Raw genomic sequence first — 25,892 nt, 5'->3', positions numbered from 1 at the left:
CCCGCCAGTGCCCGGAGATATGGGACACCAGCATGTCCCATATCTCTGGCCGTCACGGCGACAGTGTGAAATAAGTCATTATATATCAGCTATTTAATTTTCTGCATACGAACCCCGCGGTGCCTGACGTGGGACATTTGGGGAGACCCAATTGGTCGATAAGCAATGTCGTCGCCGGCTCCTGAGCCCAAAAAAAGCGGCGACGGGGGATGCCGTCGCCGCCACGGGCCAGGTCGGATACCCGGCTCGGGGGGTCAGAATTTCGCGCGGAGCCCGATCGTGATCACCCGGCCGATCGGGTTGCCCGAATATTGGTCATAGCCATTGGCGCCATTGTAGAAGGCCGGTTCGCGATCGAAGAGATTGGTTGCGTCGACGAAGATCTGGCTGCCGCCGAGCGATCCCGAGCCGGGCAGAGTATAGGTAAGGTTGAGGTCGAAGGTCGTGTTCGAGCGCACCTTGTCGCCGCCGCTGGAGGGCAGGCCGTCCACCGTAACGATCGGCGCGACGGTCGAGCCCGACCAGTTGCGATAGCTGCCGACATGATTGGCGAAGATCGTGGTCGAGACCGGCCCGATATCCCAGCCGAGATTGGCGCGCGCCTGAGTCTGGATCGACGGAAAGGTGTTGTTGAAGCCGGTGGTGTTGAGCACGCTGAAGGTCTTGCCGCCGCGCAGCTTCTGGTCGAACCGGGTGAAATAGGAGATCGATCCGCCCACCCGGAAGGCGCCGGCCGATCCCGCCTCGATCCGGTAATCGATATTCGCGTCGATGCCCTGGATGTCGAGGTTGAGCACATTCCCCTGGCGCACCGACAAGATGTAATAGGTCGGTGTGTTGACCGGCGCGGACAGCGGGAAATCGCCGACCACGCCCGTGATATCCGCCTGAGTCGCGCCGTTCGGGAAGAATTGCAGCCGGTCGGCCAGCGCGTCGCTGCTGATCGCGTTCGAGGCGCTGGTGCCGGTGATCTGGTTGATCAGCTTGGTGTTGAACAGGGTGAAGCCCGCCCGGAAACCCGGCAGCCAGGGCGGCGTGAGGTCGAAGCCGATCGACCAGCTGATGCCGCGGCCTGGTTCCGGATTGGGCGGGCCGCCATTGACGGTGATGCCGTTGACCGTGCTCGGCACGGTGCAGAAGCCGCCGGAGCAGGTGACGCCGGGCACCAGCGCGACCTGCGGGAAACGCGACACCGGGATGTTGATCAGCGACTGGTTCGACCCGCCATAACCCGAAAAGCTGGTCAGGCCGTTGCGGGTCACGTCGCCGACGCTGGTCAGCTGCGGGGCGACGAAGGAGCGGGAGTAATTGCCGCGAAAGCGGATGCCCTGGGTCGGTTCCCAGCCCAGCGCGACGCGCGGATTGGTCGTGGTGCCGATCTCGCTGTAATCGTCGACCCGGCCCGACAGGCTGATGTCGAAGCGGCGGACAAAGGGCATCTCGTTGCCCGCACCGACCAGCGGGATGTTGAGTTCGGCATAGGCCGATTTCACGTTGCGCTTGAGGAACAGGTAAAAGGCTTCCGAGCCACGTGACGAGGGGCCGGTATTGTTCGGCCGGTTGCGGTTCATCTCCAGCCCGTAGCGCGCGAACTCGCCGCCGATCGCCATGCGCACGTCGCCGCCGCCGATCGAGAAGAGCGTGCCGTCGATGCCGAGCCGCGCCTGGGCGAGCGAATAATACCACATCGAGCGAGTCTCGTTGTCGATCAGCCGCGCCCGCACCGCCGCCGAAGTGCGGTTGGCCGAACCGACATTCCAGACGTCGAGCGCGTTGTCCGCGGTCAGCGGCAGCTCCGTGACGATGATATTGGTGCCGGGGATGGACGGCGTGGTCAGGCTGCCGCTGCTGTTGGTGGTGCCGTTGAGCGCGAGATTGGCGCAGCTCGCGCAGATCTGGCCCTTGTTGCCGACAAAGCTGTCCTCGCGGCCGTACAGGCCGAGCGCGGTGATCCGGAAATTGCCGTCGAGCTTATATTCCAGGTTGAGCGCGCCGTAATAATCGGTCGCGTTATTGTCGTTATAGGCGCCCGGGCCGAGCAGGTCGTCGGCGTTGAAGCGGATGGTCTGCTTGTCGCCGGCGGCCGTGCCCGGCAGCACGCCCGGCGGGTTCACATAGAAGGGATTGGCCTGGGCGCCGGTGCGCGACACGGTCGAGGTGATCGTCCCGCGCGAGGTCTGCTGCCGGTTGGTGACGCGCGAATAGACCATATCCAGCCCGACCGTCAGCTTGTCGCCGATCTCCTGGTTGAACTTGACCATCGCATTATGGCGTTCCTCGCGCGGGAAGATGTCGCCGAGCGCGGTGAGCTGGCAGGGCGAGTTGGCCGCGGTGTTGGCGATCGCGGCGGTCGCGGTCGGCGAGACATAGATGCCCGACACGCCGGCCGGCTGGATCGATGCCGGCGAGCAGAAGAAGGAGCCGAAATTGGTGCCGCCCTGTGGGCGATGGTCGCGGTTGAGGAAATCGCGGTCGGCGAACTGGAGGGCGCTGCGGTTGGAGTAGTTATAGGCGAGCATCGCCCAGCCGCCGTCCCAGCGCGTGCCCCACAGCGCCCCGGCATTATAGGTGCGATAGCCATCGCCGAAGCCGGCCTGGCCGGTGACTTCGAAGCCCTTGTAGTTGCGCCGGGTGATGAAGTTGACCACGCCGGCGACTGCGTCGGAGCCATAGACCGAGGACGCCCCTTCCGCGAGCACTTCGACTCGTTCCAGCGCGATCGGCGGCACGATGTTGGGATCGGTCAGCGTCTGCTGCTGGCTGCCCGGCGAGATGCGATGCCCGTCGATCAGCACCAGGGTGGAGTTGGACGAGCTCGACCCGAGGCTGTGGATGGTCGGCGCGTAAAAGGAATTGCCCGGATTGCCGCCCTGCGGCGTCGCGCCGGAGCCAGTGATCGAGGGGATGGTGCGCAGGATCTGCTGCACGGTCTGGGCGGAGGTCGATTCGATCTCCTTGCGGCCGACCGCGACGACGTTCGACCCGACCGGCGCGGCACCGCGGATGCTGGTGCCGGTGACGACGATGTCTTCCTGCTCGGCCGCATCGGCAGTCTCGACGGGAAGCGATGCCGGCGGCGCGGCCTGTTGGGCAAGAGCCGGTATTGAAATAATCGAAAGGCCGGTGGCAAGCGCCAATAGACAGGCCCGCCATGACACCATGATTCGCGAAGTCGCCATGATCCGCTCCCCTTTTTGTTATGAGGGGGAGAGGATAGTATTGAGCTCTACGCGTCAAAGTCAGTGGCGCCCGGCTTCTCAAGCAATGAGAAGGGCGATCAATTGCCTCTCAACTGTTGAGCGTCAGCGTCCCGCGGGCTTATCGCCACCGCTTTGGGCGGGATAGGTCTTGCTCAGATAGTCGACGAACTTCGGGTAATCCTCGTCCGACACCGTTGCGCCGTAACCGATCATCTGATCGACCGTGAGAGCCCATTGATCGGGCGTCTTCCGCTGCGCGCTCACCTGAGTGAAGACATGGCAGCTCGCACAGGTCTGCTCGACCACGGGCTTGATCGCCGGTTCTGCCGCCGGTGCGGGATCGGCCTGGGCCAGCGCACCGGTGCCGAGCACGGCGAACGCCAGCAGGCCGGCTGAAACCGTGAATGTCTTGCGACCGATACCCTGCATCCAACTCTTCCTATTCACTGGTTCTTCGCCTCTTCTGGCCTCGGGCGGGTGCATCAGGGCTGAACGGCATTTGCGATCCGGCAGCTATCCCAGCCCCGCTGGCGCTCCAATGAACGGGCTCCACCTGCTCTCAATACATGAGAGGATATGCCATGGTTGCGTTGACACTTTGGGCGCTCGACCGGACGCTTGGGGGCATGACGACGGCGTGAAGCAGCGCCCCGGGGGCATGATGTCGGCGAGGCGAAGCCGTGCTGACGACAGGTTCATTCACCCGTGAAGAACGAAAAAACGGCCTGGGGCCGAGGAGAGACGGATCGCATGACGCAGGGGTTCACCCGCCGCCAGCTTTGCCAGACCGGGATCGCGCTCGTCCTGGCGGCGCGGGCGCCGGCCGTGCTGGCGCAGGGTCTCGGCGCGCCGCTGGTACCCGGCAACCCCGATCTGTCCGCCGGTACCGACAAGGGCGAATGGCGCACCTATGGCGGTGGCCTGTCGAGCACGCGCTATGCGCCGCTCGACCAGATCAGTGCGGCCAATTTCTCGAAGCTCGAAGTCGCCTGGCGCTTCCGCCCGGACAATCTCGGCCCATCGCCCGACCCCAATCTCCAGGCGACGCCGCTGATGGTGGACGGCGTGCTGTACCTCACCGCCGGATCGCGCCGCGCGGCGGTCGCGCTCAATGCGCGGACGGGCGAGATGCTGTGGAAATATAATATCGACGAGGGCGCCCGCGGCGAGAAGGCCGTGCGCCCGGGCAGCGGCCGCGGCCTCAGCTACTGGACCGACGGCAGGGAGAAGCGGATCCTGTACGTGACGCCGGGATACCGGCTGATCGCGCTCGACGCCGCGACCGGCGATCCCATACCGGGCTTTGGCGACCAGGGCGTCGTCGACCTGAAGACCGGGCTCGACCAGGACGATGTCGATCTGGTCGGCGCCGATATCGGGCTTCACGCCACGCCTTTGGTGGTGGGCGACATCATCGTCGTCGGCGCGGCGCATCTGCCGTCCTCGACGCCGATGAAGAAGCATATCAAGGGCGCGATCCGCGGCTATGACGTCCGCACCGGCAAGCGGCTGTGGATCTTCCACACCATCCCGCAAAAGGGCGAGTTCGGCAACGACACCTGGCTGAACGGGTCGGAAGTCTATACCGGCAATGCCGGCAGCTGGGCGCAGATGAGCGCCGATCCCGAACTCGGGCTGGTCTATGTCGGCGTCGAGCTGCCGACCGGCGACTGGTATGGCGGGTCGCGGCCCGGCGCGGGCCTGTTCGGCGAAAGCCTGGTCGCGCTCGATGTGAAGACCGGCGTGCGCCGCTGGCACTTCCAGTTCGTCCATCACGGCATGTGGGATTATGACGTGCCCTGCGCGTCGATCCTGGCCGACATCACTGTCAACGGCCGCAAGATCAAGGCGATCGCCCAGCCGAGCAAACAGGCCTGGGTCTATGTGCTCGACCGGGTGACCGGCAAGCCGGTCTGGCCGATCCCCGAGCGCAAGGTGCCCAAGGGCGACGTCCCGACCGAATGGTATGCGCCGACTCAGCCCCATGTGACGAAGCCGCCGGCGTTCGATCGCCAGACGGTGACGGTGGACGAGCTGATCGACTTCACGCCCGAGCTGCGCGCCGAGGCGACCAAGCTGATCCAGGATTACCGCTATGGCGAGGGCGGGCCGTTCCTGCCGCCGACCTTCAGCCAGTGGCCGCGACCGCGCGCGTCGCTCGTCACGCCGTACGGCGACGGGGCGGGGCAATGGCCGGGCGGGGCGCTCGATCCCGAAACCAACATGCTCTACGTCTTTTCCAACCTGTCCTATGGCGGCCTGGCCAACAAGCCGGCCGACCCCAAGGTGACCGACCAGGCGATGGTGCCGGGCATGGTCTCCGCCCCCGACGAAGCGGGGCGGCGGCCGACCCGGCTCACCATAAGGGGCCTGCCGCTGCTCAAGCCGCCTTATGGCCGGATCACCGCGATCGACCTCAACAAGGGGGAGATCGCCTGGCAGGTGCCGCATGGCGAGACGCCCGACGAGGTGCGCAACCATCCCGACCTCAAGGGCCTGACGATCCCGACCACGGGCAGCATCGGCAAGGTCGGCACGCTGGTGACCAAGACGCTGGTGATCGCCGGCGACGGCACGGCGACGACGCTGAACGGCGTCAAGGGCGCCTGGCTCAAGGCCTATGACAAGAAGACCGGTGCCGAGGTCGGCCGCGTTCGCATGGCGAAGCGGGCGACCGGATCGCCGATGACCTATTCGATGGGCAGCAAGCAATATCTCGTGATCGCGACGACCAACCCGGGCGAGCCGGGCGAACTCGTGGCGTATCGCCTGCCCGGATAACCGAAATCGCGCCGGCACCGTCGGCGGCACCAGGAACTGAGGACGATGGCTTCAAGCAGACCGAAAATGAAAGTGGCCATCATCGGATCGGGCAATATCGGCACCGATCTGATGATCAAGATCATGCGAACATCGGACATATTGGAAATGGGTGCGTTTGTCGGGATCGATCCGGAATCGGACGGCCTCAAGCGCGCCGAGCGCATGGGCGTGGCGATCACGCATGAAGGCATGGACGGCCTGACGCAATTGCCGGTCTGGCCCGAGATCGGGATCGTGTTCGACGCCACCTCGGCGGGCGCGCACCAGCGCCACAACGAGATCACCGGTGCCGCGGGCAAGGTGATGGTCGATCTGACCCCGGCGGCGATCGGCCCCTATGTCATCCCGGTCGTCAACGGCGAGGATCATCTCGACGCGCCCAACGTCAACATGGTGACCTGCGGCGGGCAGGCGACGATCCCGATGGTCGCGGCGGTCTCTTCGGTCGCGACGGTCCATTATGCCGAGATCGTCGCGTCGATTGCCTCCAAATCGGCCGGCCCCGGCACGCGCGCCAATATCGACGAATTCACCGAGACGACGTCGAGCGGCATCGAACAGGTCGGCGGCGCGGCGCGCGGCAAGGCGATCATCATCCTCAATCCCGCCGAACCGCCGATGATCATGCGCGACACGATTTTCACCCTGTCGAGCGGCGGGACCGAGGCGGAGATCACCGAGGCGGTCGAAGCGATGGTCGCGAAGGTGCAATCCTATGTGCCGGGCTACCGGCTGAAGCAGAAGGTCCAGTTCGAACGGTTCGGGTCGAACAACCCGGTGGTCATCCCCGGCTATGGCAGTTTCGAGGGGCTGAAGACCTCGATCTTCATCGAGGTGGAGGGCGCGGCGCATTACCTGCCTGCCTATGCCGGCAATCTGGACATCATGACCTCGGCCGCGCTGCGCACCGCCGAGAAGATCGCCGAGCGGCGCCTGACGGGAGTGGCGGCATGACCCCGGGCGGCAAGAAGCTCTACATCCAGGACGTCACCCTGCGCGACGGCATGCATGCCATCCGTCACCGCTACAGCATCGACCATGTCCGCGCGATCGCCGCCGCGCTCGAGGATGCGAAGGTCGACGCGATCGAGGTCGCGCATGGCGACGGCCTCAACGGCTCGAGCTTCAACTATGGTCTCGGCGCGCATACCGACTGGGAATGGATCGAGGCGGCGGCCGATGTGGTCAGACATGCGCGGCTGACCACCCTGCTGATCCCCGGCATCGGCACGATCGAGGAGCTGCGCCACGCGCACAAGCTCGGCGTGACCTCGGTGCGGATCGCCACGCATTGCACCGAGGCGGATATCTCCCGCCAGCATATCATGGCGGCGCGCGACATGGGCATGGACGTGTCCGGCTTCCTGATGATGAGCCATATGAGCGAGCCCGATGCGCTCGCCGCGCAAGCCAAGCTGATGGAGGATTATGGCGCGCACTGCGTGTACGTCACCGACAGCGGCGGCGCGCTCGACATGGACGGCTATCGCGAGCGGCTGCTGGCCTATGACCGCGTGCTCAAGCCCGAGACCGAGCGCGGGGTGCATGCGCATCACAATCTCTCGCTCGGCGTGGCCAATTCGATCGTCGCGGTGCAGACCGGCGCGCTGCGCGTCGATGCGAGCCTGGCCGGCATGGGGGCAGGGGCGGGCAATGCACCGCTCGAGGTGTTCATCGCCGCGGCCGAGCGCAAGGGCTGGCAGCACGGCACCGACCTGTTCAAGCTGATGGACGCGGCCGAGACGCTGGTCCGTCCGCTGCAGGACCGCCCGGTCCAGGTCGACCGCGAGACGCTGATGCTCGGCTTTGCCGGGGTCTATTCGTCCTTCCTGCGCCATGCCGAGCGCGCCTCGCGCGACTACGGCATCGACACGCGCGACATCCTGATGGAGCTCGGCCGCCGCAAGATGGTCGGCGGGCAGGAGGACATGATCGTCGATGTCGCGCTCGATCTGCAGAAACGCGCCGGCCTGGCGCCCGATTCAACGATAAAGACAGGAGAGGTCTGATGAATCACATGATGTTGGGGCGCCGGCAGATGCTGGGCGGCGCCGCGCTGATGGCGGCGATGGCCGCGCTGCCGCGCGACCTGATGGCGATGCCCGCGCCTGACCTGTCGAAGGTCAAGACGCGCACCACCGGGCCGGTCGAGGCGATGATCTACAAGGCGCCGCATTACGGCCCCAACGGCCTGTGGATGAGCCCGGAAGGCATGTGGATCATCCATCAGATCGACGAGAATTACGCGACCCTGATCGATGTCGACACCGGCAAGGTGCTGCGCGAGATCCAGTGCGAGGGCGTGTTCCGCTCCAGCGGCATCTGTATCGACGATGAAGGCGTGATGTGGATCGGATCGACCTATAATCGCCTGATCGTCGCCTGCGACGCGAAGACGGGCAAGGCGATCGCCAAATACAGCACGCCCGGCGCGGGCCAGATCTACTCGCAAAAGGGTGACGTTAAGGGCGCGCGCACCCCGCTCAAGCCCGCCTGGCCGCCGCCCCCGCCGGCGGGCCCGTCGGGCCGTCGCGGCGCCGGCAAGCAGGATATCACCGCGACCGAAGGCCCGGTCGGCACCGGCGCGCATTGCCCGCTGCCCAAGGGCAATCTGCTGTATGTCGACGTGCCGCCCGCCCGCGCGATCTTCGCCATCGACAAGACGACATGGGAAGTGCAGCTGAGTTTCCCGACGGCCGGCGACCGGCCGCACGACATGGCATGGGCGAATGCGGAAAAGACGAAGCTGTGGTGCTCCGATTCCAACCTCAACGCCTTTTTCCTGCACGATGCGGCGACGGGCCGGATCCTGGAGCGCGTCAACCTTCCCGCGGGCTCTCCGATCATTCACGGCGCGAAGCTCCATAATGGGTATATGTACATGTGCGACGATGTCGGGTGGATGAATCGCGTGCGGTTCTGAGTGCCTGCCGAAGGGGCCCGCCAGAGGCCCCTCGGCGCCCCTAGGAGAGAGATTATGGCAACGCCAAAGAACAAGTCGGTGCAAAAGGCCTTCAAGATGCTCAGGGCCTTTCACGAGCCTGACGAATGGCTCACCAGCGCGGAACTCAGCCGCCGCGCGGGCTTTCCCGAGGCGTCGGGCTATCGCCTGATCCAGACCCTGCTGGAGATCGGCGCGGTGATCCAGGACGGGCGGGGGCGCTACGGCCCGGGCATGCTGCTGATCTCGCTCTCGCGCTATGTCGCGCATGACCGGCTGCTGCAGAGCGCCGCGAGCGCGATCCTGGAGGATCTCGCCGCCGAGCTCGACCTGATCGTCCATATGGGCGTGCTGGAGGACGGCATGGTGACCTATGTCGCCAAGGCCGGGCGCAACGAGCGCTTCAACGTGCATACCAAGGTCGGCACGCAGCTCGAGGCCTATTGCTCGGGGCTCGGCAAGGTGCTGCTCGCCTCGCTGCCGCTGCGCGAGCTGGAGGCGTTCATCGTCGAGGGCGATCTGGTCGCGCTGACCCCGAACACCATCACCGAGCCCAATGCCTTCCGCGCCGAGATCGAGCGCGTGCGGCGGCGGGGCTGGGCGATCGACAATTGCGAGATCGACAGCGACCTGCGCTGCGTCGCGGTGCCGGTGCGCGATTCCACCGGCCGCACGATTGCCGCGATCTCCTCGTCCGACTGCGCCGGCCTGATGAGCGAGGAGCGCGTCGCCGAGATCCGCGAGGCGCTGACCTTCGCCGCCGAGGCGATCGGCACCCAGGTGTTCCGCACCAGCGGCCCGTCGCCCTTTCGCCTTCCCGCGGCCGGGCCGGCGGCGGTGACGCCGCCGCGCGCGCGCAAATATTACGAGGTCGTGGGCAGCAGCCGCGCGCACTGATCCGACACTGGCCTGCCACCGCCCTGCCCCTCCAACCGGGGCCAGGGCGGGATTTTCCCGAAGCTCGATCGAACGGTGCATGACGACATGGCGACATCCGGAATGACGACGGCGACGGCGCAGCGCCCCACCCGGGTTCGCCATGCCGTGCTGTGGATGACCGTGCTCGCGTACATGATCACCTATATGGACCGGGTGGTCATCTCCACCGCGGCGCCCTCGATCCGCGCCGAGTTCGACCTGAGCAAGGAGACGATGGGCTGGATCCTCGGTGCCTTCCAGATCTCCTATGCGCTGTTCCAGATTCCCGGCGGGTGGCTGGGCGACAAGTTCGGGCCGCGCGCGGCGCTGACCGGGGTAGTCGCCTGGTGGTCGGCCTTCACCGCCGCCACGGTGCTGACCTGGAATGCCGGGTCGCTGATCGTCTGCCGCTTCCTGTTCGGCATGGGCGAGGCGGGCGCCTTCCCGATCGCGACGCGATCGCTGTCGCGCTGGATCCTCCCTTCGGAGCGCGGCTGGGCGCAGGGCGTCACCCATGCCGGATCGCGGTTCGGCGGGGCGGTCACGCCCGTGCTCGTCGCGCTGCTGATCGCGAGCTTCGGCTGGCGCGCGCCGTTCCTGCTGTTCGCGCTGGTCGGCCTCGGCTGGGCCGCCGCGTGGTGGCTGTTCTACCGCAATTCGCCGAGCGAGCATCAGGGCGTCAACGCCGCCGAGCTGGCGCTGATCGAAGGCGCGGTCGGCGCGGCGAAGCGCGAGCGCGGCGCGGTGCCCTGGGCCGGGATCCTGCGCTCGCCGCAGATGTGGCTGCTGTCGCTGATGTATTTTTGTTACGGCTGGGGCATCGTCACCTTCCTCCAATGGTTCCCGACCTATCTGCACGACGCGCGCGGCTTCGAGCTGGCGGCGATGGGCCTGGGCGCCAGCATGCCGCTGATCGCCGGCGTGGCGGGCGACCTGGCCGGCGGCTGGATCTCGGATCGGCTGCTCCACCGCAGCGGCAAGATCGCCTGGGCACGGCGGGTGGTGATCTTCGTGGGTTTCACCATCGCCGCGGTGGCGGTGCCGCTCGCCGCGCTCAGCGCGGACCCGATCGTCGCGATCGCCTGGTTCGGGCTGGCGGTGTTCGGGCTGGAACTGGTGGTCGGCGTCGCCTGGGCGATCACGCTCGACATCGGCGGCGAATATGCCGGCTCGGTCTCGGCGGTGATGAACACCTTCGGCAACCTGGCCGGCGCGATCGCCGCGGTGGCGACGGGGTATATCGTCGCGCATAGCGGGTGGAACAGCGCGTTCTTCGTGATCTCCGGGCTGGCGGTGGTTGGCGCGCTCCTGTGTCTCAAGGTGGATGCGTCGCGGAAGGTGGCGTGAGCGACCGAATTTCCCTGTTCCTGCGGTAATAACAGCGAATTAACAGGGAATTTTACTTTTTTCGGGAGCTCATGAGCGTTTTTCGTGCGATTTTTCGGCTGGAAATCAACAGCTTGTAGATCGATTCCCTGATACCTCGGAACAGGGAATTTCGCGGCGCGGAACAGGGAATTGGGTCGAGCGGAACAGGGAAATCGCCTCGATCGCGCGCGGGCGGCGGGCGTGGTACTCCGAGCCGTTTCCGGGCGGGCGAGACGCGTTATGTTCAGCATGGCCATGGTGGACGGTAGCGGCGCTTCAGGCAGGTTTGAATCAAGCCGCGCGGAAAGGCACATCCGGTCGACGCCTGTCGGGGCGTGGCGCGCAGACCGACGGCTGTTGTTTTCTTCTGCCGAAGAGAAGGACAAGGCTTCGACAGGCTCAGCCCGAACGATGGGGGCGATCACTGCGGTGGCGACCGGGTATATCGTCGCGCATAGCGGGTGGAACAGCGCGTTCTTCGTGATCTCCGGGCTGGCGGTGGTTGGGGCACTCCTGTGTCTCAAGGTGGATGCGTCGCGAAAGGTGGCGTGAGCGGATGACATAGCGTGTTTTTGAGCTGGATTGATCCACTACCTCCGTTCGGACTGAGCTTGTCGAAGTCCTGCTCTTCTCTTCCTCGGAAGAAAGACAGCCGTTGAGCTTCGCTCGCCTTCGGCCCGACAAGCTCAGGGCGAACGGGGAGAGGTGTGCCGGCGCCAGACAGAGCCGTAGGCGATCACCGTATCGATAAAGCCCCGTCGTAGCGCCCCATTTGGTGGACAGCGCCTCCGGTTTTGATATCGAGCGATGCTCGATCCATGCATTTTTCCGAGGGGGCGCTCGTGACAGTCAAAGCCATTCTGGCCGCCGCGGCGGTCCTTGCGCTCGCGGGCGCCGCCCAGGCCCAGGATCTGGTGGCGGGCGCAGCGGCGGTGCGCGACCGGGCGTTGAGCGACGGTACTGCCTGGGACGTGCTGGAATCGCTGACCACCGAAGTCGGCCCGCGGCCGGTCGGAACGCCGGCGATGGACCGCGCGCGCGACTGGGGCGTGGCCAAGCTCAAGGCGCTGGGCTTCCAGAAGGTGAAGGTCGAGACCTTCACCACGCCGACCTGGACCCGGACCGGGATCGACACCGCCGAAGTGATCAGCCCCTATCCGCAGCCCCTGCACATCCTGGCGCTGGGGCGGTCGGCCTCGACGCCGCCGGGCGGGCTCACCGGCGAGATCGCGCTGTTCAGGAGCTACCAGGCGTTCCTCAACCAGCCGGAAGGATCGCTGAAGGGCAAGATCGCCGTCGTCACGCAGGTGATGGCGAAGACCCAGGACATTTCGGGCTATGCCAATATCAACGCCCAGCGCAGCCGGGGCGCGGCGGAGGCAGCGAAGCGCGGCGCGATCGGCTATATGATGCGATCGCTGTCGACCGACGACACCCGCCTGCCGCACACCGGCGGCGGCGCGGACGGCGGCATCCCCTCGGTCGCGCTGTCCAAGCCCGATGCCGACCTGCTGGAGCGGATGGCGGCGCGCGGCAAGCCGGTGACGGTGCGGATCGATACCCAGTCCACCACCAACCCGGCCTCCACCGCCTATAATATCTCGGGCGAGATCCCCGGCACGACCGACGAGCTGATCATCCTCGGCGGCCATCTCGACAGCTGGGATCCGGGCACGGGCGCGATCGACGACGGCGCGGGCATCGCCATCACCATGGCGGCGGCGAAGCTGGCGACCGCGGGCCAGGGCAAGCCGCGCCGCACCATCCGCGTCGTCCTGTGGGGATCGGAGGAACAGGGCGGATCGAGCGCCGCCTATGCCGCCGCGCACAAGGACGAACTGCCGAAGATCGTCGTGGTCGGCGAGAGCGACGACGGCGCCGACACCGTCTACAACGCCGCTTTGCCCAAGGGCGCCGACGCGCATCCGGCGATGGCCGCGTTCCGCCTGGCGCTGGCGCCGCTCGGCGTGGTCAGCGACCTGACCCCGGCGACGCAGGGCGGATCGGACGTCTCGGCGATGGTGCGCGCGGGCGCCCCGGTGGTCGAGTTCCGCAACAGCGTGCTGCGCTATATGGACCTGCACCATTCGGCCGACGACACGCTGGACAAGGTGGACCCGCTAAAGCTGAACCAGAATGTGGCGATCTGGGCGGCGTTCCTGCACGCGACGGCTTATAGCGACGTCGATTTCCGCAAGCTGGCGGCGGACGCGCCGGCCGAGGCGCCGGACGCGCGGTCGCGTCGGTAGGACCGTTCGCGCCGATCGGCAGCGGCGGCGCTCAGTCAAGCGCCTCCTGCCAGTGCGGGTAGTTACATAGGCAGTGACCGCGCCCTGATCGTGCGAGCGGATGGTGACCTTGTCGCCCTTGGGCATATAGACGATCTCGCCCGGACCGGCCGTGACGGTGCAGGCGTCGCTCGACACAGATAGCCGCCCCTCCAGCACGATCATGACGTCGTCGACCGCGAGCGTCTCCGCGAGGCTCTGGTCCGGCCCGTATTTGCCATAGCCGATGGTAATCGGCCCGCCATGGCGCTGATCGACCACATTGCCGGCGAACACGTCTGCGTCCTGTCCGGGCGAGCGCTCGAATGAGGCGTCTGCGGTGGCGAATTTGCGGACTCTCATGGGGTGCTCCTTGTCGCGTCGTGCGGTGACGGGCATTCAACTCGCCGGGTGAGGAACGGGTCCGAGGATGTGCTTGAGGTGGTGCTTAATGGTAGATGGCTTTTGAGGGCGTAGGGCTGGCCACCTTCATTCGTCCTGCGCGTCAGTAACGGGCCGATTGTCGCTCCGGTGCTCGCTTCAAGAAGAGCAAGAGGACATATAATCCAAAAAGTGCGATGAAATAGGCGGCCGCGGCCCACTCCCAATGTACGGGCGGTTGCGGCGGGTCGGCGATCAACGAGCCGGCAGGACAGGCCGAGGCGGTGCTACGCCGGCACGCATCCGCATGGCTCCAGAACCGTTGTTCCTGTGCGTGACGCAGGCGGTTCAACGCCAAAAAATAGATGACAAGCAGCAGGGCATTTCCAAGCGAGCACAATAGGCGCGGTTTCCTGCAATTTGACCAGGAGATATAGACGATGAACGGGGGCAGCCAGGCGAAGGCCGGCGTTCCCGCAGTCAGCAGATGCGCCTGCCCCCAAGGCGCCCTCGGCCAGACATGCTGAAAGAATAACAGGCCGCCAACCAGGCTGAGTACCAGCGCCATGCCCTGTGCGAAGACCGATTTTGAGAGCCGCATGGGCGATGTGGTAGCGGCAAGAGGCTAATTTCTGCTTTCCACCTCGGCGGGTATCAGCGGCATCATATAGCGACTGCGTAACAGGGCATTCAATCCTGACATCTAGAAGGGTGGAGGCGCAGAGCAGATTGAAATTAATGCACTGTCACCGTAATTCTAGAAGGGTGGAGGCGCAGAGCAGATTGAAATTAATGCACTGTCACCGTAATTCGTTTTTTCTCCCGCTCGATGGTCGACCTTTTGATGAGGGCGACTTGGCTGCGGCGATGAGCCATTGTGCACACACCAAACGTGCGTTGGGCAACGTCACTTTTTCATCCGGCGTGGGTGCAGGCGCGGACCCGAACAAACCAAGCTCCCCCGATTGAGCAGGTTCTTTCGGTACGTCTAACTCGCCAATGCGGCATCGCTGAAGGGTGGGAGAAGCACCACGCTCCCGGGTCTAGTCGAGAGCCCATCGGGACAAATCAACGATAGCAAGCACCGCGGGTCGAACAGTCGGTGGGGGCTCGAAATAACCCACCTGATGTGAACCGTCCTGGGCCATTAGTTCCAGTTAAATGAACGAGATCGCTCGGTCTAACGACCGCAATTGCCGCCGGCTTCCTAACCAGCCATTCTGCTAATGGCCCAAGACCGCCGCAGCGCCCGGCATGCCGCAGAGCCCGACATTGTGCCCGGTCATCCCACCAACACCCGCTGCCCCGCCGTCCGTGCCACCCAGCGATAAGCCGCAATCGAATTCCGCCAGAAGAACTTCTCCCGCTCCACCAGCGTCTTCCCCGCAAAATACTCTTGCAGAATCGCCACCGCGACATCCACCGGCCCATCGCCCTCCACATTCGGCCAGTCGCTCGCGAACAGCACCCGGTCCGCCCCGAACGTCCCGAACAGCGTATCGAGCCGCGCCTTGTGGTCGGCCAGGCGGGGGCTGACATTGCCTTCGTGCAGGCTCGAGGAGAGCTTCACGAAAATATTCGGCCGCCCCGCAATCTCGCGTAGCACCGTGTCATAGGCCGCCTGTTCCTCCGGCTTCGGGTCGAGCTTGCAGAGATGGTCGATCACGATGCGCAGATCGGGCAGCCGGTCGCTGATCCGCAGCACTGCCTGGAGCAGGTCGACCCGCGGATTGGCGGTGTCGAGCGCCAGCCCGGCATCCGATACCAGCTTCAGCCCGGCGATGAATTCCGGCCGCTGGGATTGCGCGACGATGTCGTAGCGCCACAGATTGCCGTAGCGCAGGCCGCGCAGCAGCGGGTTCTTCGCGTGGCGGGCGAAGATCTCCGGGAAGTCGGGGGATTCGATCCGGAAATTGCCGATCACGCCGACCATGATCGGGTCGCTCTCGGCGGTCTGCAGCGCCCAGAGATTGTCCTCGATCCAGGGGCTGGCATCGACATGGATCGCGGCGACGATCGGGTGGCGGTGCAGCGCCTTGCGATAGGTCGCGGGGAAGGATCCGGTCTTCGACACCGGGCTGGTCTTCGGCCCGCGATAGGGCGCGCCCTGGGGGCGGTTGGGGTCGAACAGGTGGATATGCGTGTCCACCATCGGCATTGCCCCCCGCCCTGACGGAGCTGCCGCGGCCTCCAGGCTGGATGCAGCAGCGGCGGCGAGGGCGCCTCCCAACAGGGTGCGGCGGCTAAGGTCCTGGCTCATTGCGGCGCGCGCTCCGGCAGGGTCAGCGAGATGATGTTCGACCCCGCCGCCACCGCGACATATTGCCGCCCCTCCACCATGTAGGTCATCGGCGAGGCGCGCCACGCATCGTTGGTCGGGAAATACCACAGCGTCTTGCCCGTCTTCGCATCGACCGCCGCAAAACCGCCCGCGGTCTCGCCGTGGAAGACGAGCCCGCCCGCGGTCGATAGCACGCCCGAATAATTGGCTTCATGCGATCCGGTCAGCGGCTTTTCCCACACGATCCGGCCGGTCTGCGGGTCGATCGCGCGGAGGAAGCGCTGGCCGGGGCTCTTCACATCGACATTGGCGCCGTAGATCCGCCCCTTGGTGCGGAACACGCCGCAATCCTCGGCCGCCATCAGGTAGAACAGCTTGGTCTGCGGGCTGTACGCGGTCGAGAACCAGTTGGTAGCACCACGCACCGCCGGGCAGGCGAACACGCCCGCTTCGGTCGGCTCGCGGCCCGGGATCAGGATCGGGCGGCCCTTGGCGTCGATGCCGCTCGCCCAGTTCATCTTCTCGACGAAGGGCCTGGCGAACAGGAACTGGCCGTTGGTGCGATCGAGCACATAGAAGAAGCCGTTGCGATTGGCCTGCATCACCAGCTTGCGCGGCTTGCCCTGATACACCTCGTCGACCAGCAGCAGCGGCGCGGTCGCATCCCAGTCATGCACGTCATGCGGGGTGAACTGGTAATGCCAGCGCAACTTGCCCGTCTTCGCGTCGAGCGCAATCATCGAATTGGCGTAGAGATTGTCGCCGAGCCGGCCCGATCCGTCGGTCGAGGGATAGGGATTGCCGACGCCCCAATAGACCGTGTCTGTTTCCTTGTCATAGGAACCGGTCATCCAGGTCGCGGCGCCGCCGGTGGCCATGTCGGGGCCCTGCCAGGTCTTGGCCGCTGCATCGCCGGGCGCGGGCACGGTCCAGAAGCGCCAGGCAAGCTCGCCGGTGGTGACCTTGAACGCGGCCAGGAAGCCGCGCGTCGGGGAATCGCCGCCCGACACGCCGGAGATGACCAGGTCGCCGATGACCAGAGTCGCCGGCGTGGCATAATAGCGCCCGCCGAATTTGGGGTCGGTCAGCGGTACCGTCCACATCACCCCGCCGGTCAGCCGGTTGACCGCGATGAGATAGCCGTCGTCCGAGGTGAAGATCACGCGGTTGCCGACCACCGCGACGCCGCGATTGGGGCCGTTGCCGCTCGCCACGCCGGCCGAGGGGCGGGCGGCATTGGCCGGGCCGACCGCGGCGGAGGGCTCGTTGGTGCCGGACCGCTGCTGCTCGGCGATGCCGCCCGCGGGCAAGGGCTGGCGCGCGTTGCGCGCGGCGCACCAGAAGCTGCGGCCGGTCTTCGCATCGAGCGCGCAGACCAGCTTGGCGCCGGTCACGTACATCACGCCGTCCATCACCACCGGCGTGGTCTCCAGCCCGACGCCGCCCGGCGCGAAGCTCCAGGCGAGCTTGAGCTGGCCGACATTGGCCGTGTCGATCTGGTCGATCGGGCTGTGGCGGTTGCTGGTCGGCGTGCCGTTATAGGACGGCCATTCGCCGCGTGCCGGCTGCAGCACCGCGGCGATCTCGGCCGGGGAGGGGGCCGGCATGGTCGGGCGCGCGATCGGGCCGAGGCGCTGGCCCTTCAGGGTCGAGAGATAGGCGAGCAACGCGGTGCGCTGCGCCGCGCTGCCCTTGAACGCCGGCATGAAGGAGCGTGGCTCGCGGGCGTAGGACGCATATTGCGCATCGCTCAGCGCGAGCATCCGGCCGTCGAGCGTCTGGAGCTGAAGGCTGTGCTCGGCCTCGTTGCGGGCGAAGCCGCGCAGGGTGGAGCCGTCCCTCATCGTCACGTTGACGACGGACCATTGGAAATCGGGGCAAAAGGCCCAGCCGGGGCAGGAGGCGGTGGTGCGCGCGCCCATCATCGCGCTGGGATCGTCGAGCATCCGGCCCATGTCGGCGACGGTCGAGCGATCAGCGACCATGCTGAGATCGGGGCCGGTGCTGCCGCCTTGCCCCCGTACCATGTGGCAGCTCGCGCAATCGCCCTCGCCGTGGAACAGGGCCTCGCCTGCTGCGATCTGCTCAGCGGTCGCGTCGGATTTGGCGACCTGGTTCTTCGATCGAATCAGCGCGACGAAGCGGCCGAGCTCGGCATCGTCGAAGCCGAAGGGCGGCATGCCGCCCGGGGTGCCGTTGCGGATGATCGCACCGATCTCGGCATCGCTCAGCGCGCGCAGCCTGGCGCTGTTGGCCAGCGCGGGTGCGCGGTCGCCGCTGATGCCGCCGGCGCCGTGGCAGCCGGCACAGGTCTGTTCGAATTTCGCGGCGGTCGCGGTCAGGTCCGCAGGTGGCGCGGCCTGGGCCGAGGCGCTCTCGGGCTGAGCCGTCCCCCCACCACCGTTCGGGCTGAGCTTGTCGAAGCCCTGCTCTTCGCTTCCGCAGAAGAAAGAACAGCCCTTCGACAAGCTCAGGGCGAACGGGGAGGGGTTGGTCGAGCCAGCCGGAGCGGGTGACGCGGTCGGCGCCGCGATGCGCGCCCCGATCGACGCGGAGGCAACCAGCAGGGCGGCGGCAAACACTGCCGAGGGCCCGAAGAAACGCCGCAACGCCGTAGGACCCATGTCACTCTCCGCCCATCACCATGCCGGTGGCGGCATGGTGCAACAAGGATAAAAGGCCGGCGGGAGGATCGCAGGGTGCGATCGTCCCGCCGGCCGAGGGGCCGCTCCCCGGGAAGAGGGAGCGGGCGGGATCAGAACTTCTTGCGCACGCCGAAGGTGAACACCCGGCCGAGCACATTGCCGTTGCCATAACCGTTGCCGGCGCGGGCGAAGGGCGGATCGGCATCGAACAGATTGTCGATGTCGAGCACCAGCTCGGTCCCCTCCAGCACGCTCACCGCCGGCAGCTTGTAGCCGAAGTGCAGGTCGAGCGTGGTGTAGGCGTCGATCGTCTCGGTCGCCTGCACGTTGGTCGGCAGGAAATACTGGTTCTTGTACTTGTCGCTATAGTTGAGCATCGCGACGGCGGTGACCGGGCCCGTCACCGCGCCGAGCTGGCCGCGGACGCGGAACTTGGCCTGGCCGAACGGGAACTGGTCGATCGGCACGGCGCCCTCGATCGCCTTCTGGTCGTAGCTGAGGACATAATTGCCCGAAACCGAGGCGCTCAGCTGAACGTCCGACATGCTCCAGCGATAGCTCATGTCGAAATCGATGCCGTCGGTATCGATCTCGGCCAGGTTGGCGCGCCGCAGGATGGTGATGCTGTAGATCGGCGGCAGGTCGTTCGGGCCGGTCACCGTGGTCGGGAAGTTCTGCAGCGGCAGGTCCTTGACGATCGACCAGACCTGCGCCGAGGGGATCGGCTGCGGCCGGCAATTGACCGTGTCGGGCGCGGCGGGGTTGTAGGTGCCGGTGGTGCAGACATTGTTCGACACGAAGAACTGGTTGAACGCCGGATCCCGGTAGAAGAAGGACGAGGACGGGAAGGCGACGCGGCCCTTGAACTTCACATTGTAATAGGTGCCGCTCGCCTTGAAGCCGGGCAGGAAGGTCGGCTGGAAATCCACGCCGAGCGACCAGGTGGTCGCCTTTTCGGCGTCGAGATTGGGGTTGCCGCCGGCGATGAAGATGCCGCCCGGGACGTCGGCCGACTGGAAGCCGGGAGGGGCGAGGCCATTGCTGAGATAGCCCGCGCGCGTATCCGGACCATAGAGATCGGGCAGGGCCGGGGCGTGGAACGAGGTGCCGAAGCTGCCGCGCAGGGTGAAGCCCTTGAGCGGTTCCCAGTTCACGCCGACCTTCGGATTGGTGGTGCTGCCGAAGTCGCTATAGCTGTCGTGACGCGCCGACAGCGAGAGATCGAGCCGCTGGAAGCCGCCCATTGCATTGTCGCCGCTGAAGATCGGCACGAACAATTCGCCGAAGCCCGACCAGACCTTGCGCAGGCCGGTCTGCGCGCCGACGCCCTCGAGCGCGTTGATGCGGCCGTTGGTGAACAGGCCGTCGAACCATTCCTGGCGGTGCACGCCGCCGACCGCGATCTTCACGTCGCCGCCGGGCAGGTGGAACAGCGGGCCGTCGACCTTGGTGTTGACCTCCCAGATATATTGCTTGGAGCGGTAGCTCTGCTCCCAGTCGGCCAGGGTGATCTTGGTCTGCTGGCTGGTGCGGCCGCCGAACGGGTCGATCGCTGTATTCGGGTCGCTCGACTGGATCAGCGCACCGGCCGCGACCGGGCTGAAGCTGCCTTCGCGCAGATCGGTCGAGGACCGCGAACCGGTGACATAGGTGGTCCATTTGAACCGGCCGAAATCCACGCCCGCGCCGACGGTGCCGCCATAGACGCTCAGGTCCTGGGTATCGCGCTCGCGCACGCCGTCCAGCGCGTTGACGTTATAGGTCACGCTGATCGACGGCACGTTCGCCGCGACGAAGGTCGGGAAATAGGGGTTGTTCCGCGTCATCACATTGGTGGTGTAGAGCGACTCGCGATAGGCGTCGGTCTGGGTGCGCGAATAGAAGGCGTCGAAGAACAGCTCGATATTGTCGGCCGCCTGGTGATGGCCCGCCGCGAGGAAGCTCAGCCGCTCCTGGCTCGGATAGAGATCGAGATCGCGGATATTGTCGCAGCGCGGGCTGACCGCGCCGGTCGCCGGCTGGATGAAGTTGCCGGTCGGACCGCCGGTCGCCGTGGTGTTGACGCGGTAGGTCGGCGAGAGGCAGGCATTGCCGGTCGCGCGGTTGTCGCGGCCGCCGGTCGACGTGAAATCCTGCGTCAGATAATCGCGGTCGACCGCGCGCAGCCGGCTGGTCTTGGAATATTCGCCCGCGATCATCACGCCGCCGCCATCCCATTTGGTGCCGGCGACCGCATTGGCGTTCATCGTGTTGTAGCTGTCGCCATAGCCGACGCGGAACGTGCCTTCGAGCCCGTCATAATCCTTGCGGGTGATGACGTTGACCACGCCGGCGATGCCGTCCGAGCCATAGACCGAGGAGGCGCCGTCAGCGACGACCTCGACGCGCTGGATCGCCGAGGGCGGGATGATCGAGGGGTCGGGGATGTTCTGCAGATGGCCGACGCCGACCAGGCGGTGGCCGTTGATCAGCACCAGAGTCTGCGCCTGGCCGATGCCGCGGATGTTCGGCGCGGTCGAGATGATGCCGTTCGAGCGCTGGTCGGGGCGCGGCGCGGTGTTGAAGGTGCTGAGCTGCGGAATGGTCGCGAGCAGCTCCTGCGTGGTCGAGGCGCCGGTGTTGACGACTTCCTCGGCGCCGACCTGGATCAGGTTGGACCCCGTCGGCGGCACGCCGCGGATGCTGGAGCCGGTGACGACGATGTCCTCGGGCAGGCTGTCATCCTGCGCGCCCGCCTCGGGCGACGTATCGGCGGGTGCCGCTACGGTCTGGGCGAATGCAGGCGTCGCCAAGGCCAGCAGGGCGGCGCCTGACAGCAGCGAGACGGCGAAACGCGTCGTGGCAGTGGAACTTCTAGACATAAATCCTCCCCAAATGTCGGCCGCGTCTTGCGGTCTATTCCGGTCCCCCATGACCGCCTCAGAGGGGCGCTCACCCGTGGCGAACCCGCTTTTTTCCTGGACGGCCTGTTTGTTCTTGGCCTCTCACGAATGGGAAACATGGCCTCCCGGTGTCAAACGAGCCCCGGTGATGGCTCTCAGGAAATGAGACGGGAGGCGGCAGGTCTCACCTGTTGAGCATCGCGCGGCGGCAGGCAACGCGCCCATTTGTGCCCGCGCGCCCTTGGGGGCATCACCTTGCCGATAACAAGCGGTTCCGGAGGATGGTGTGGACAGGCGGCAATTCATCATGGCGGCGGCCGGGGCGATCGGCGCGGCGGCCTTTCCCATTCCCGCGCTCGCGGCGCTGCCCAAGGCGAAGATCACCCGCATCCGCTATTTCCGCACGCCGACCGACGCGGCGGGGCGCCCAAACGTCCATCAGCCGACCTTCAACCAGAGCACGCATATCGTACAGATCGAGACCGATGCCGGCATCACCGGCATCGGCGAGGGCGGTGCGCCCGACGTGATGGAGCAGCTCGCCGGGCAGCTGATCGGCGAGGATCCGTTCCGCACCGAGCGCCTCTGGCAGACCATGCACCGCGCCTATTTCTACCCCGCCGGCCGTGAAAAGACTCATGCGCTGGGCGCGCTCGACATGGCCTTGTGGGACATCAAGGCCAAAGCGCTGGGCGTGCCGCTCTACCAGCTGCTCGGCGGCCGATCGCGCGACCATATCGAATGCTATGCGACCGGTTTCACCATTCCCGGCCAGCCCAATGCGAGCAACAGGGAACGCGCCCGCGCCTGCATGGAAGCGGGTTTCCACACCTATCGCATCCATGATCCGGCGCAGGGCCCGGTGTTCGACCGGTTCGAGCAGGTCCCGCGCATGGCCGGGCTGTGCCGCGAGGCGCGCGAGGGCTGTGGCCGCGACGGCGGCTGGGCGATCGATTTTCACGGCGAGTTCGACCAGAACGACGCGATCGCGCTGGCCAACATGATCGAGCCGCTGCGCCCCTATTTCGTCGAGGATCTGGTCCGCAGCGACAATCTCGATACCTACCGGCTCATCCGCCAGAAGGTGAACGTGCCGGTCGCAGTGGGCGAGGTGCTCGGCAACAAATGGGACTGGGCGCATCTGATCGAGGGCGACCTGATCGATTATGGCCGGGTGACCATCCCCAATGTCGGCGGCGTGACCGAATATATGAAGATCGCCGCGATGTGCGAGACGCACCATATCGGCATGATCCCGCATTTCACCGGCCCGATCGCCACCGCGACTCTGGTGCATTGCAACGCCGCGCTGTCGGTGCCGGCGCTGATGGAGATGAGCGCGGCCGGGCGGCGCGGCTGGCCCTATCTCAAAAGCCATTACGACTTCGACAAGGGGCGCATGCTGATCAACGACCGGCCCGGCCATGGCTGCGAGGCGGATTTCACCAAGCTGGAGATGATGGCCGAATATAAGGAACGCTACACACCGATCCCGGTGCGCGAGCGGACGGACGGGTCTTATACCAACTGGTAGGCGAATAGCCGTCACCCTGAACTTGTTTCAGGGTCCATGCGCGGCCAGGAATCACAGGGACGCCGCTCCTGGATCAACTGACCGCGCATGGATGCTGAAACAAGTTCAGCATGACGAAGTGAGGAAAGCTACCGCCTCGGTCCGTACGTAACGCTGAACCCGGACCCCTGGTTCGTCATCCGGATCGTGCCGTTCGCCGAAATGCGCGCCTCCAGGCCATAAGCGCCATCCGGGCGCCCCGCGGGATTGGCGATCCGCGCCGCCGGAACGTCCAGCTCGGGCGAGCGCGTCGCGCTATGCAGCTGCCACACTGCCGGTCGCGAGGGCGCGGCGGCGAGCGTCTCCAGCACCTGGCGGTCGCCGCCCTTGGTCTCGCCATTGCCGAGCAGCGCCACGCGCGGCCGCACCGCCTCGTAGAGTTGCGGGCTGTTGCTGAGCGACGATCCGTGGTGCGACACCAGCATCAGGTCGATACGGCCAAGCCTGTTGACGGGGCAGACGAGCCGTTTCTCGATCTTCCAGGTCGAGTCGGACAGGTTGAGGATGCGCGCCTTGCCGAAGCTCGCCACCACGCCGATCGAGGCGTCATTCTCGTTGGTGGCCGGGCCGCCGCGATCGGGCATCGTCGCGCAGCCCGGCACGGATTGGCCGCCACCCGGGAGCGCCCCGGCCATCACCCGTCCCGCGGCGTTGACGATGTCGATCCGCAGGCTGCCGAGCTGGAAATGATCGCCGGGTTTCGCCAGCACACGCCTTCGCCCGGCGACCACCGGGAGATAGGCCTTGAACAGGTCGTCCGGCGTGACGCGCGGATTGCTGCCGGGGCGTTTCGGCTCCACGCTGGCGCCATAATCGATGATCGTGCCGACCGGCATGCTGCGCAGCAATTCGGCAACGCCGCCGACATGGTCGGCATGGAAATGGCTGACGATCAGCATGTCGATCCTGCGCACGCCCAGCGCCCGCGCCGCCTTCACCACGCGCGCCGCGCTGGTCGGCGATGCCGGGGCTTCGTCGGGCATGCCGGCGGTCCAGCCGGCATCGATCAGCAGCGATTTGCCCTCTGGCGTGACGTAGAGCGCGCCGCCGCCGCCCTCCATGTCGATCAGCACCATCCGCAAGGGGGCTCCGGATTGGCGCGCGGCAGGGCTCGCGCTGCCGCAGAGCGCCGCAATCGCCATGATGGCTCCGGTCTTCAGCCCTTGCACGTCATCCTCCCTTTGTCGCGGCGGATGATAGCGCGTCGTTTCCGGATCCCAATTCGCCTCGCTCAACAGGCGAGAGGTGGCGTGACCATCACCGTGTCTGGAAGGCGTTCCATCGCGACGGCGCTGGGCCGTGCTGCCTTCAGATGACAGCCAGATTACAGAAAAAAACATTACATATATGTAACTTGATATTCCCCGGGATGAGCCGAAAAGGCGACGGCATTTCGTGGAATACGAGATGATGGAGGTAGCATTGGGCAAAGTGATCAACGTGTCTTGCTTCTATTGTTTCGGGGCGCAGTAATCATTCGTCGGACAAGGTATCTATACTGGAATCTGGAGGTTTGATGCGTAGTTTACTTGCTTGTTCGCTCGCTGCGATCGCCCTTGCCGGCTGTCACCCACCGGTCGGCAACGATTCCGCGCCGGCGGGCAATGCGGCGACGCCGGCTGCCCCTACCGCGTTCAAGATCGACAAGGTGCCGCTGCCCGGCGACGGTCGCGGCGATTATCTGCTGGTTGATAGCGACGCGAACCGCCTCTACGTCACGCATTCGGCCGCGGTGCATGTGCTCGATCTCGCCACGCTGAAGCCGCTGTTCGCGGTGAGCGGGCTGAAGACGGCGCACGGCGTCGCGCTCGATCCGGCACGTGGCCATGGCTTCGTTACCGATGGCGGGCAGAATGCGGTGATCATGTTCGATCTCGCCACCGGCAAGGCGATCAAGGCCATCCCCGCCGGCCAGAAGCCGGATTCGATCGTGCACGATACGGCATCGGGCATGATCTTCGCCTTTAACGGCGACTCGGCTGACGTCAGCGTGATCGATCCCGCCAAGGCAGTCGTCATCAAGACGATCAAGCTGCCCAACGGACCCGAATTCTCCCAGGCCGACGGCCAGGGCAAGGTCTGGGTCAATCTCGAGGAGGGCAATGCCATCGCCGAGATCGATACGAGAACCCTGACGCTGACGCGGACGATCAAGCTTGACGGGTGCGAGGGCCCCGGTCCGCTGGCGTTCGACCCGACCGATCGGCTGCTGTTCAGCGGCTGCGCCGGCAATTCGGTCCTCGCGGTGGTCGATGCCGACAGCGGCAAGATCGTCGCGACGGCGAAGGTCGGCGAAGACCCCGACGGCATTGCCTATGACGACGCAAAGGACCGGATCTTCGTCGCCAACCGCAAGGGCGGCTGGACCATCCTCGACCAGATCGACAAGACGCATTACGCGCTCGACCAGACCCTCCCGATCGACGACTACGCCAAGACGGTGGCGGTCGACCCCAGGACTCACCGCGCCTTCAGCTCGACCGCCGATCTGGTCTGGCCGGCGGCCGTCGCCGGCGGCAAGCCTTCACCCACGCCGAAGCCGGGCACGTTCCGGCTGATGGTGGTCGCGGAAAAATAGACTTTCCTCCGCCGCGCCCGAACATTGGCTCATTG

At 65.9% G+C, this 25,892-nt stretch carries 17 protein-coding genes and 1 pseudogene; 10 read left to right on the top strand and 8 right to left on the bottom strand.

The features are described 5' to 3' along the window. Positions 1 to 254: 254 nt before the first annotated feature. Both AC1DX5_RS01200 and AC1DX5_RS01195 read right to left on the bottom strand, forming a co-directional pair. On the bottom strand, positions 255 to 3,179 hold the full coding sequence (locus AC1DX5_RS01200) for a TonB-dependent receptor plug domain-containing protein (protein ID WP_478013819.1): 2,925 nt from the start codon (positions 3,177 to 3,179) through the stop codon (positions 255 to 257). 123 nt (positions 3,180 to 3,302) lie between these two features. Further along, on the bottom strand, positions 3,303 to 3,629 hold the full coding sequence (locus tag AC1DX5_RS01195; protein ID WP_478013818.1) for a hypothetical protein: 327 nt from the start codon (positions 3,627 to 3,629) through the stop codon (positions 3,303 to 3,305). A gap of 321 nt (positions 3,630 to 3,950) precedes the next feature. Here AC1DX5_RS01195 and AC1DX5_RS01190 point away from each other — a divergent pair, with 321 nt between their 5' ends. The 8 genes from AC1DX5_RS01190 to AC1DX5_RS01155 all read left to right on the top strand — a co-directional run bounded on the left by AC1DX5_RS01190 (position 3,951) and on the right by AC1DX5_RS01155 (position 13,499). Further along, positions 3,951 to 5,981 (top strand): outer membrane protein assembly factor BamB family protein, encoded by a 2,031-nt coding sequence (locus AC1DX5_RS01190; RefSeq protein ID WP_478013817.1) that lies wholly within the window; start codon positions 3,951 to 3,953, stop codon positions 5,979 to 5,981. Positions 5,982 to 6,047: 66 nt separating this feature from the next. Next, the gene (locus AC1DX5_RS01185) at positions 6,048 to 6,977 is read left to right on the top strand and encodes an acetaldehyde dehydrogenase (acetylating) (protein ID WP_465171936.1); all 930 of its coding nucleotides are present in this window, start codon (positions 6,048 to 6,050) and stop codon (positions 6,975 to 6,977) included. Next, entirely contained in the window at positions 6,974 to 8,032 is a 1,059-nt protein-coding gene (dmpG, locus tag AC1DX5_RS01180) for a 4-hydroxy-2-oxovalerate aldolase (protein ID WP_465175760.1), read from the top strand. Before AC1DX5_RS01185 ends, dmpG begins: the two co-directional genes overlap by 4 nt. Further along, entirely contained in the window at positions 8,032 to 8,946 is a 915-nt protein-coding gene (locus tag AC1DX5_RS01175) for an NHL repeat-containing protein (RefSeq protein WP_478013816.1), read from the top strand. The genes dmpG and AC1DX5_RS01175 overlap by 1 nt, the downstream gene beginning before the upstream one ends. Positions 8,947 to 9,000: 54 nt before the next feature. After that, positions 9,001 to 9,861, top strand: a complete 861-nt coding sequence (locus tag AC1DX5_RS01170) for an IclR family transcriptional regulator (protein ID WP_465171939.1) — start codon at positions 9,001 to 9,003, stop codon at positions 9,859 to 9,861. Between the two features lie 102 nt (positions 9,862 to 9,963). Next, on the top strand, positions 9,964 to 11,229 hold the full coding sequence (locus AC1DX5_RS01165) for an MFS transporter (protein WP_478013815.1): 1,266 nt from the start codon (positions 9,964 to 9,966) through the stop codon (positions 11,227 to 11,229). Positions 11,230 to 11,490: 261 nt separating this feature from the next. Continuing rightward, a complete protein-coding gene (locus AC1DX5_RS01160; RefSeq protein WP_478013814.1) occupies positions 11,491 to 11,802 on the top strand; it encodes a hypothetical protein in 312 nt (103 codons plus the stop codon). Positions 11,803 to 12,092: 290 nt separating this feature from the next. Then, positions 12,093 to 13,499, top strand: a complete 1,407-nt coding sequence (locus AC1DX5_RS01155; protein ID WP_478013813.1) for a M20/M25/M40 family metallo-hydrolase — start codon at positions 12,093 to 12,095, stop codon at positions 13,497 to 13,499. A 102-nt stretch (positions 13,500 to 13,601) separates the two neighbouring features. Here the strand turns inward: AC1DX5_RS01155 and AC1DX5_RS01150 are convergent. From AC1DX5_RS01150 to AC1DX5_RS01130, 5 genes and pseudogenes are all read right to left on the bottom strand, one after another. Further along, positions 13,602 to 13,880, bottom strand: a pseudogene (locus AC1DX5_RS01150) (hypothetical protein); the annotation flags it as partial. 142 nt (positions 13,881 to 14,022) lie between these two features. Continuing rightward, on the bottom strand, positions 14,023 to 14,466 hold the full coding sequence (locus tag AC1DX5_RS01145; RefSeq protein ID WP_478013812.1) for a hypothetical protein: 444 nt from the start codon (positions 14,464 to 14,466) through the stop codon (positions 14,023 to 14,025). A 714-nt stretch (positions 14,467 to 15,180) separates the two neighbouring features. Beyond that, positions 15,181 to 16,056 carry an amidohydrolase family protein gene (locus tag AC1DX5_RS01140; protein ID WP_478013811.1) on the bottom strand — a complete coding sequence of 292 codons (876 nt, stop codon included), beginning with the start codon at positions 16,054 to 16,056 and terminating at the stop codon, positions 15,181 to 15,183. Between the two features lie 98 nt (positions 16,057 to 16,154). After that, complete coding sequence (locus AC1DX5_RS01135; RefSeq protein WP_478013810.1) at positions 16,155 to 18,803, bottom strand: outer membrane protein assembly factor BamB family protein; 2,649 nt, start codon at positions 18,801 to 18,803, stop codon at positions 16,155 to 16,157. Between the two features lie 131 nt (positions 18,804 to 18,934). Further along, positions 18,935 to 21,685: a TonB-dependent receptor domain-containing protein gene (locus tag AC1DX5_RS01130; RefSeq protein ID WP_478013809.1), complete on the bottom strand. Its 2,751-nt coding sequence runs from the start codon at positions 21,683 to 21,685 to the stop codon at positions 18,935 to 18,937. Positions 21,686 to 21,992: 307 nt separating this feature from the next. Here AC1DX5_RS01130 and AC1DX5_RS01125 point away from each other — a divergent pair, with 307 nt between their 5' ends. Next, positions 21,993 to 23,240, top strand: a complete 1,248-nt coding sequence (locus AC1DX5_RS01125) for a mandelate racemase/muconate lactonizing enzyme family protein (RefSeq protein ID WP_478013808.1) — start codon at positions 21,993 to 21,995, stop codon at positions 23,238 to 23,240. Positions 23,241 to 23,368: 128 nt separating this feature from the next. On the opposite strand, the gene AC1DX5_RS01120 is transcribed toward AC1DX5_RS01125, so the two are convergent. Next, the gene (locus AC1DX5_RS01120; protein WP_478013807.1) at positions 23,369 to 24,448 is read right to left on the bottom strand and encodes a ComEC/Rec2 family competence protein; all 1,080 of its coding nucleotides are present in this window, start codon (positions 24,446 to 24,448) and stop codon (positions 23,369 to 23,371) included. A gap of 347 nt (positions 24,449 to 24,795) precedes the next feature. Here AC1DX5_RS01120 and AC1DX5_RS01115 point away from each other — a divergent pair, with 347 nt between their 5' ends. Continuing rightward, on the top strand, positions 24,796 to 25,857 hold the full coding sequence (locus AC1DX5_RS01115; protein WP_478013806.1) for a YncE family protein: 1,062 nt from the start codon (positions 24,796 to 24,798) through the stop codon (positions 25,855 to 25,857). Positions 25,858 to 25,892: the final 35 nt, after the last annotated feature.

The organism is Sphingomonas sp. P2_B6 (assembly GCF_056404755.1).
The sequence above is the reverse complement of the archived record's forward strand: the minus strand, read 5'-3'. Positions and strand labels throughout refer to the sequence as shown.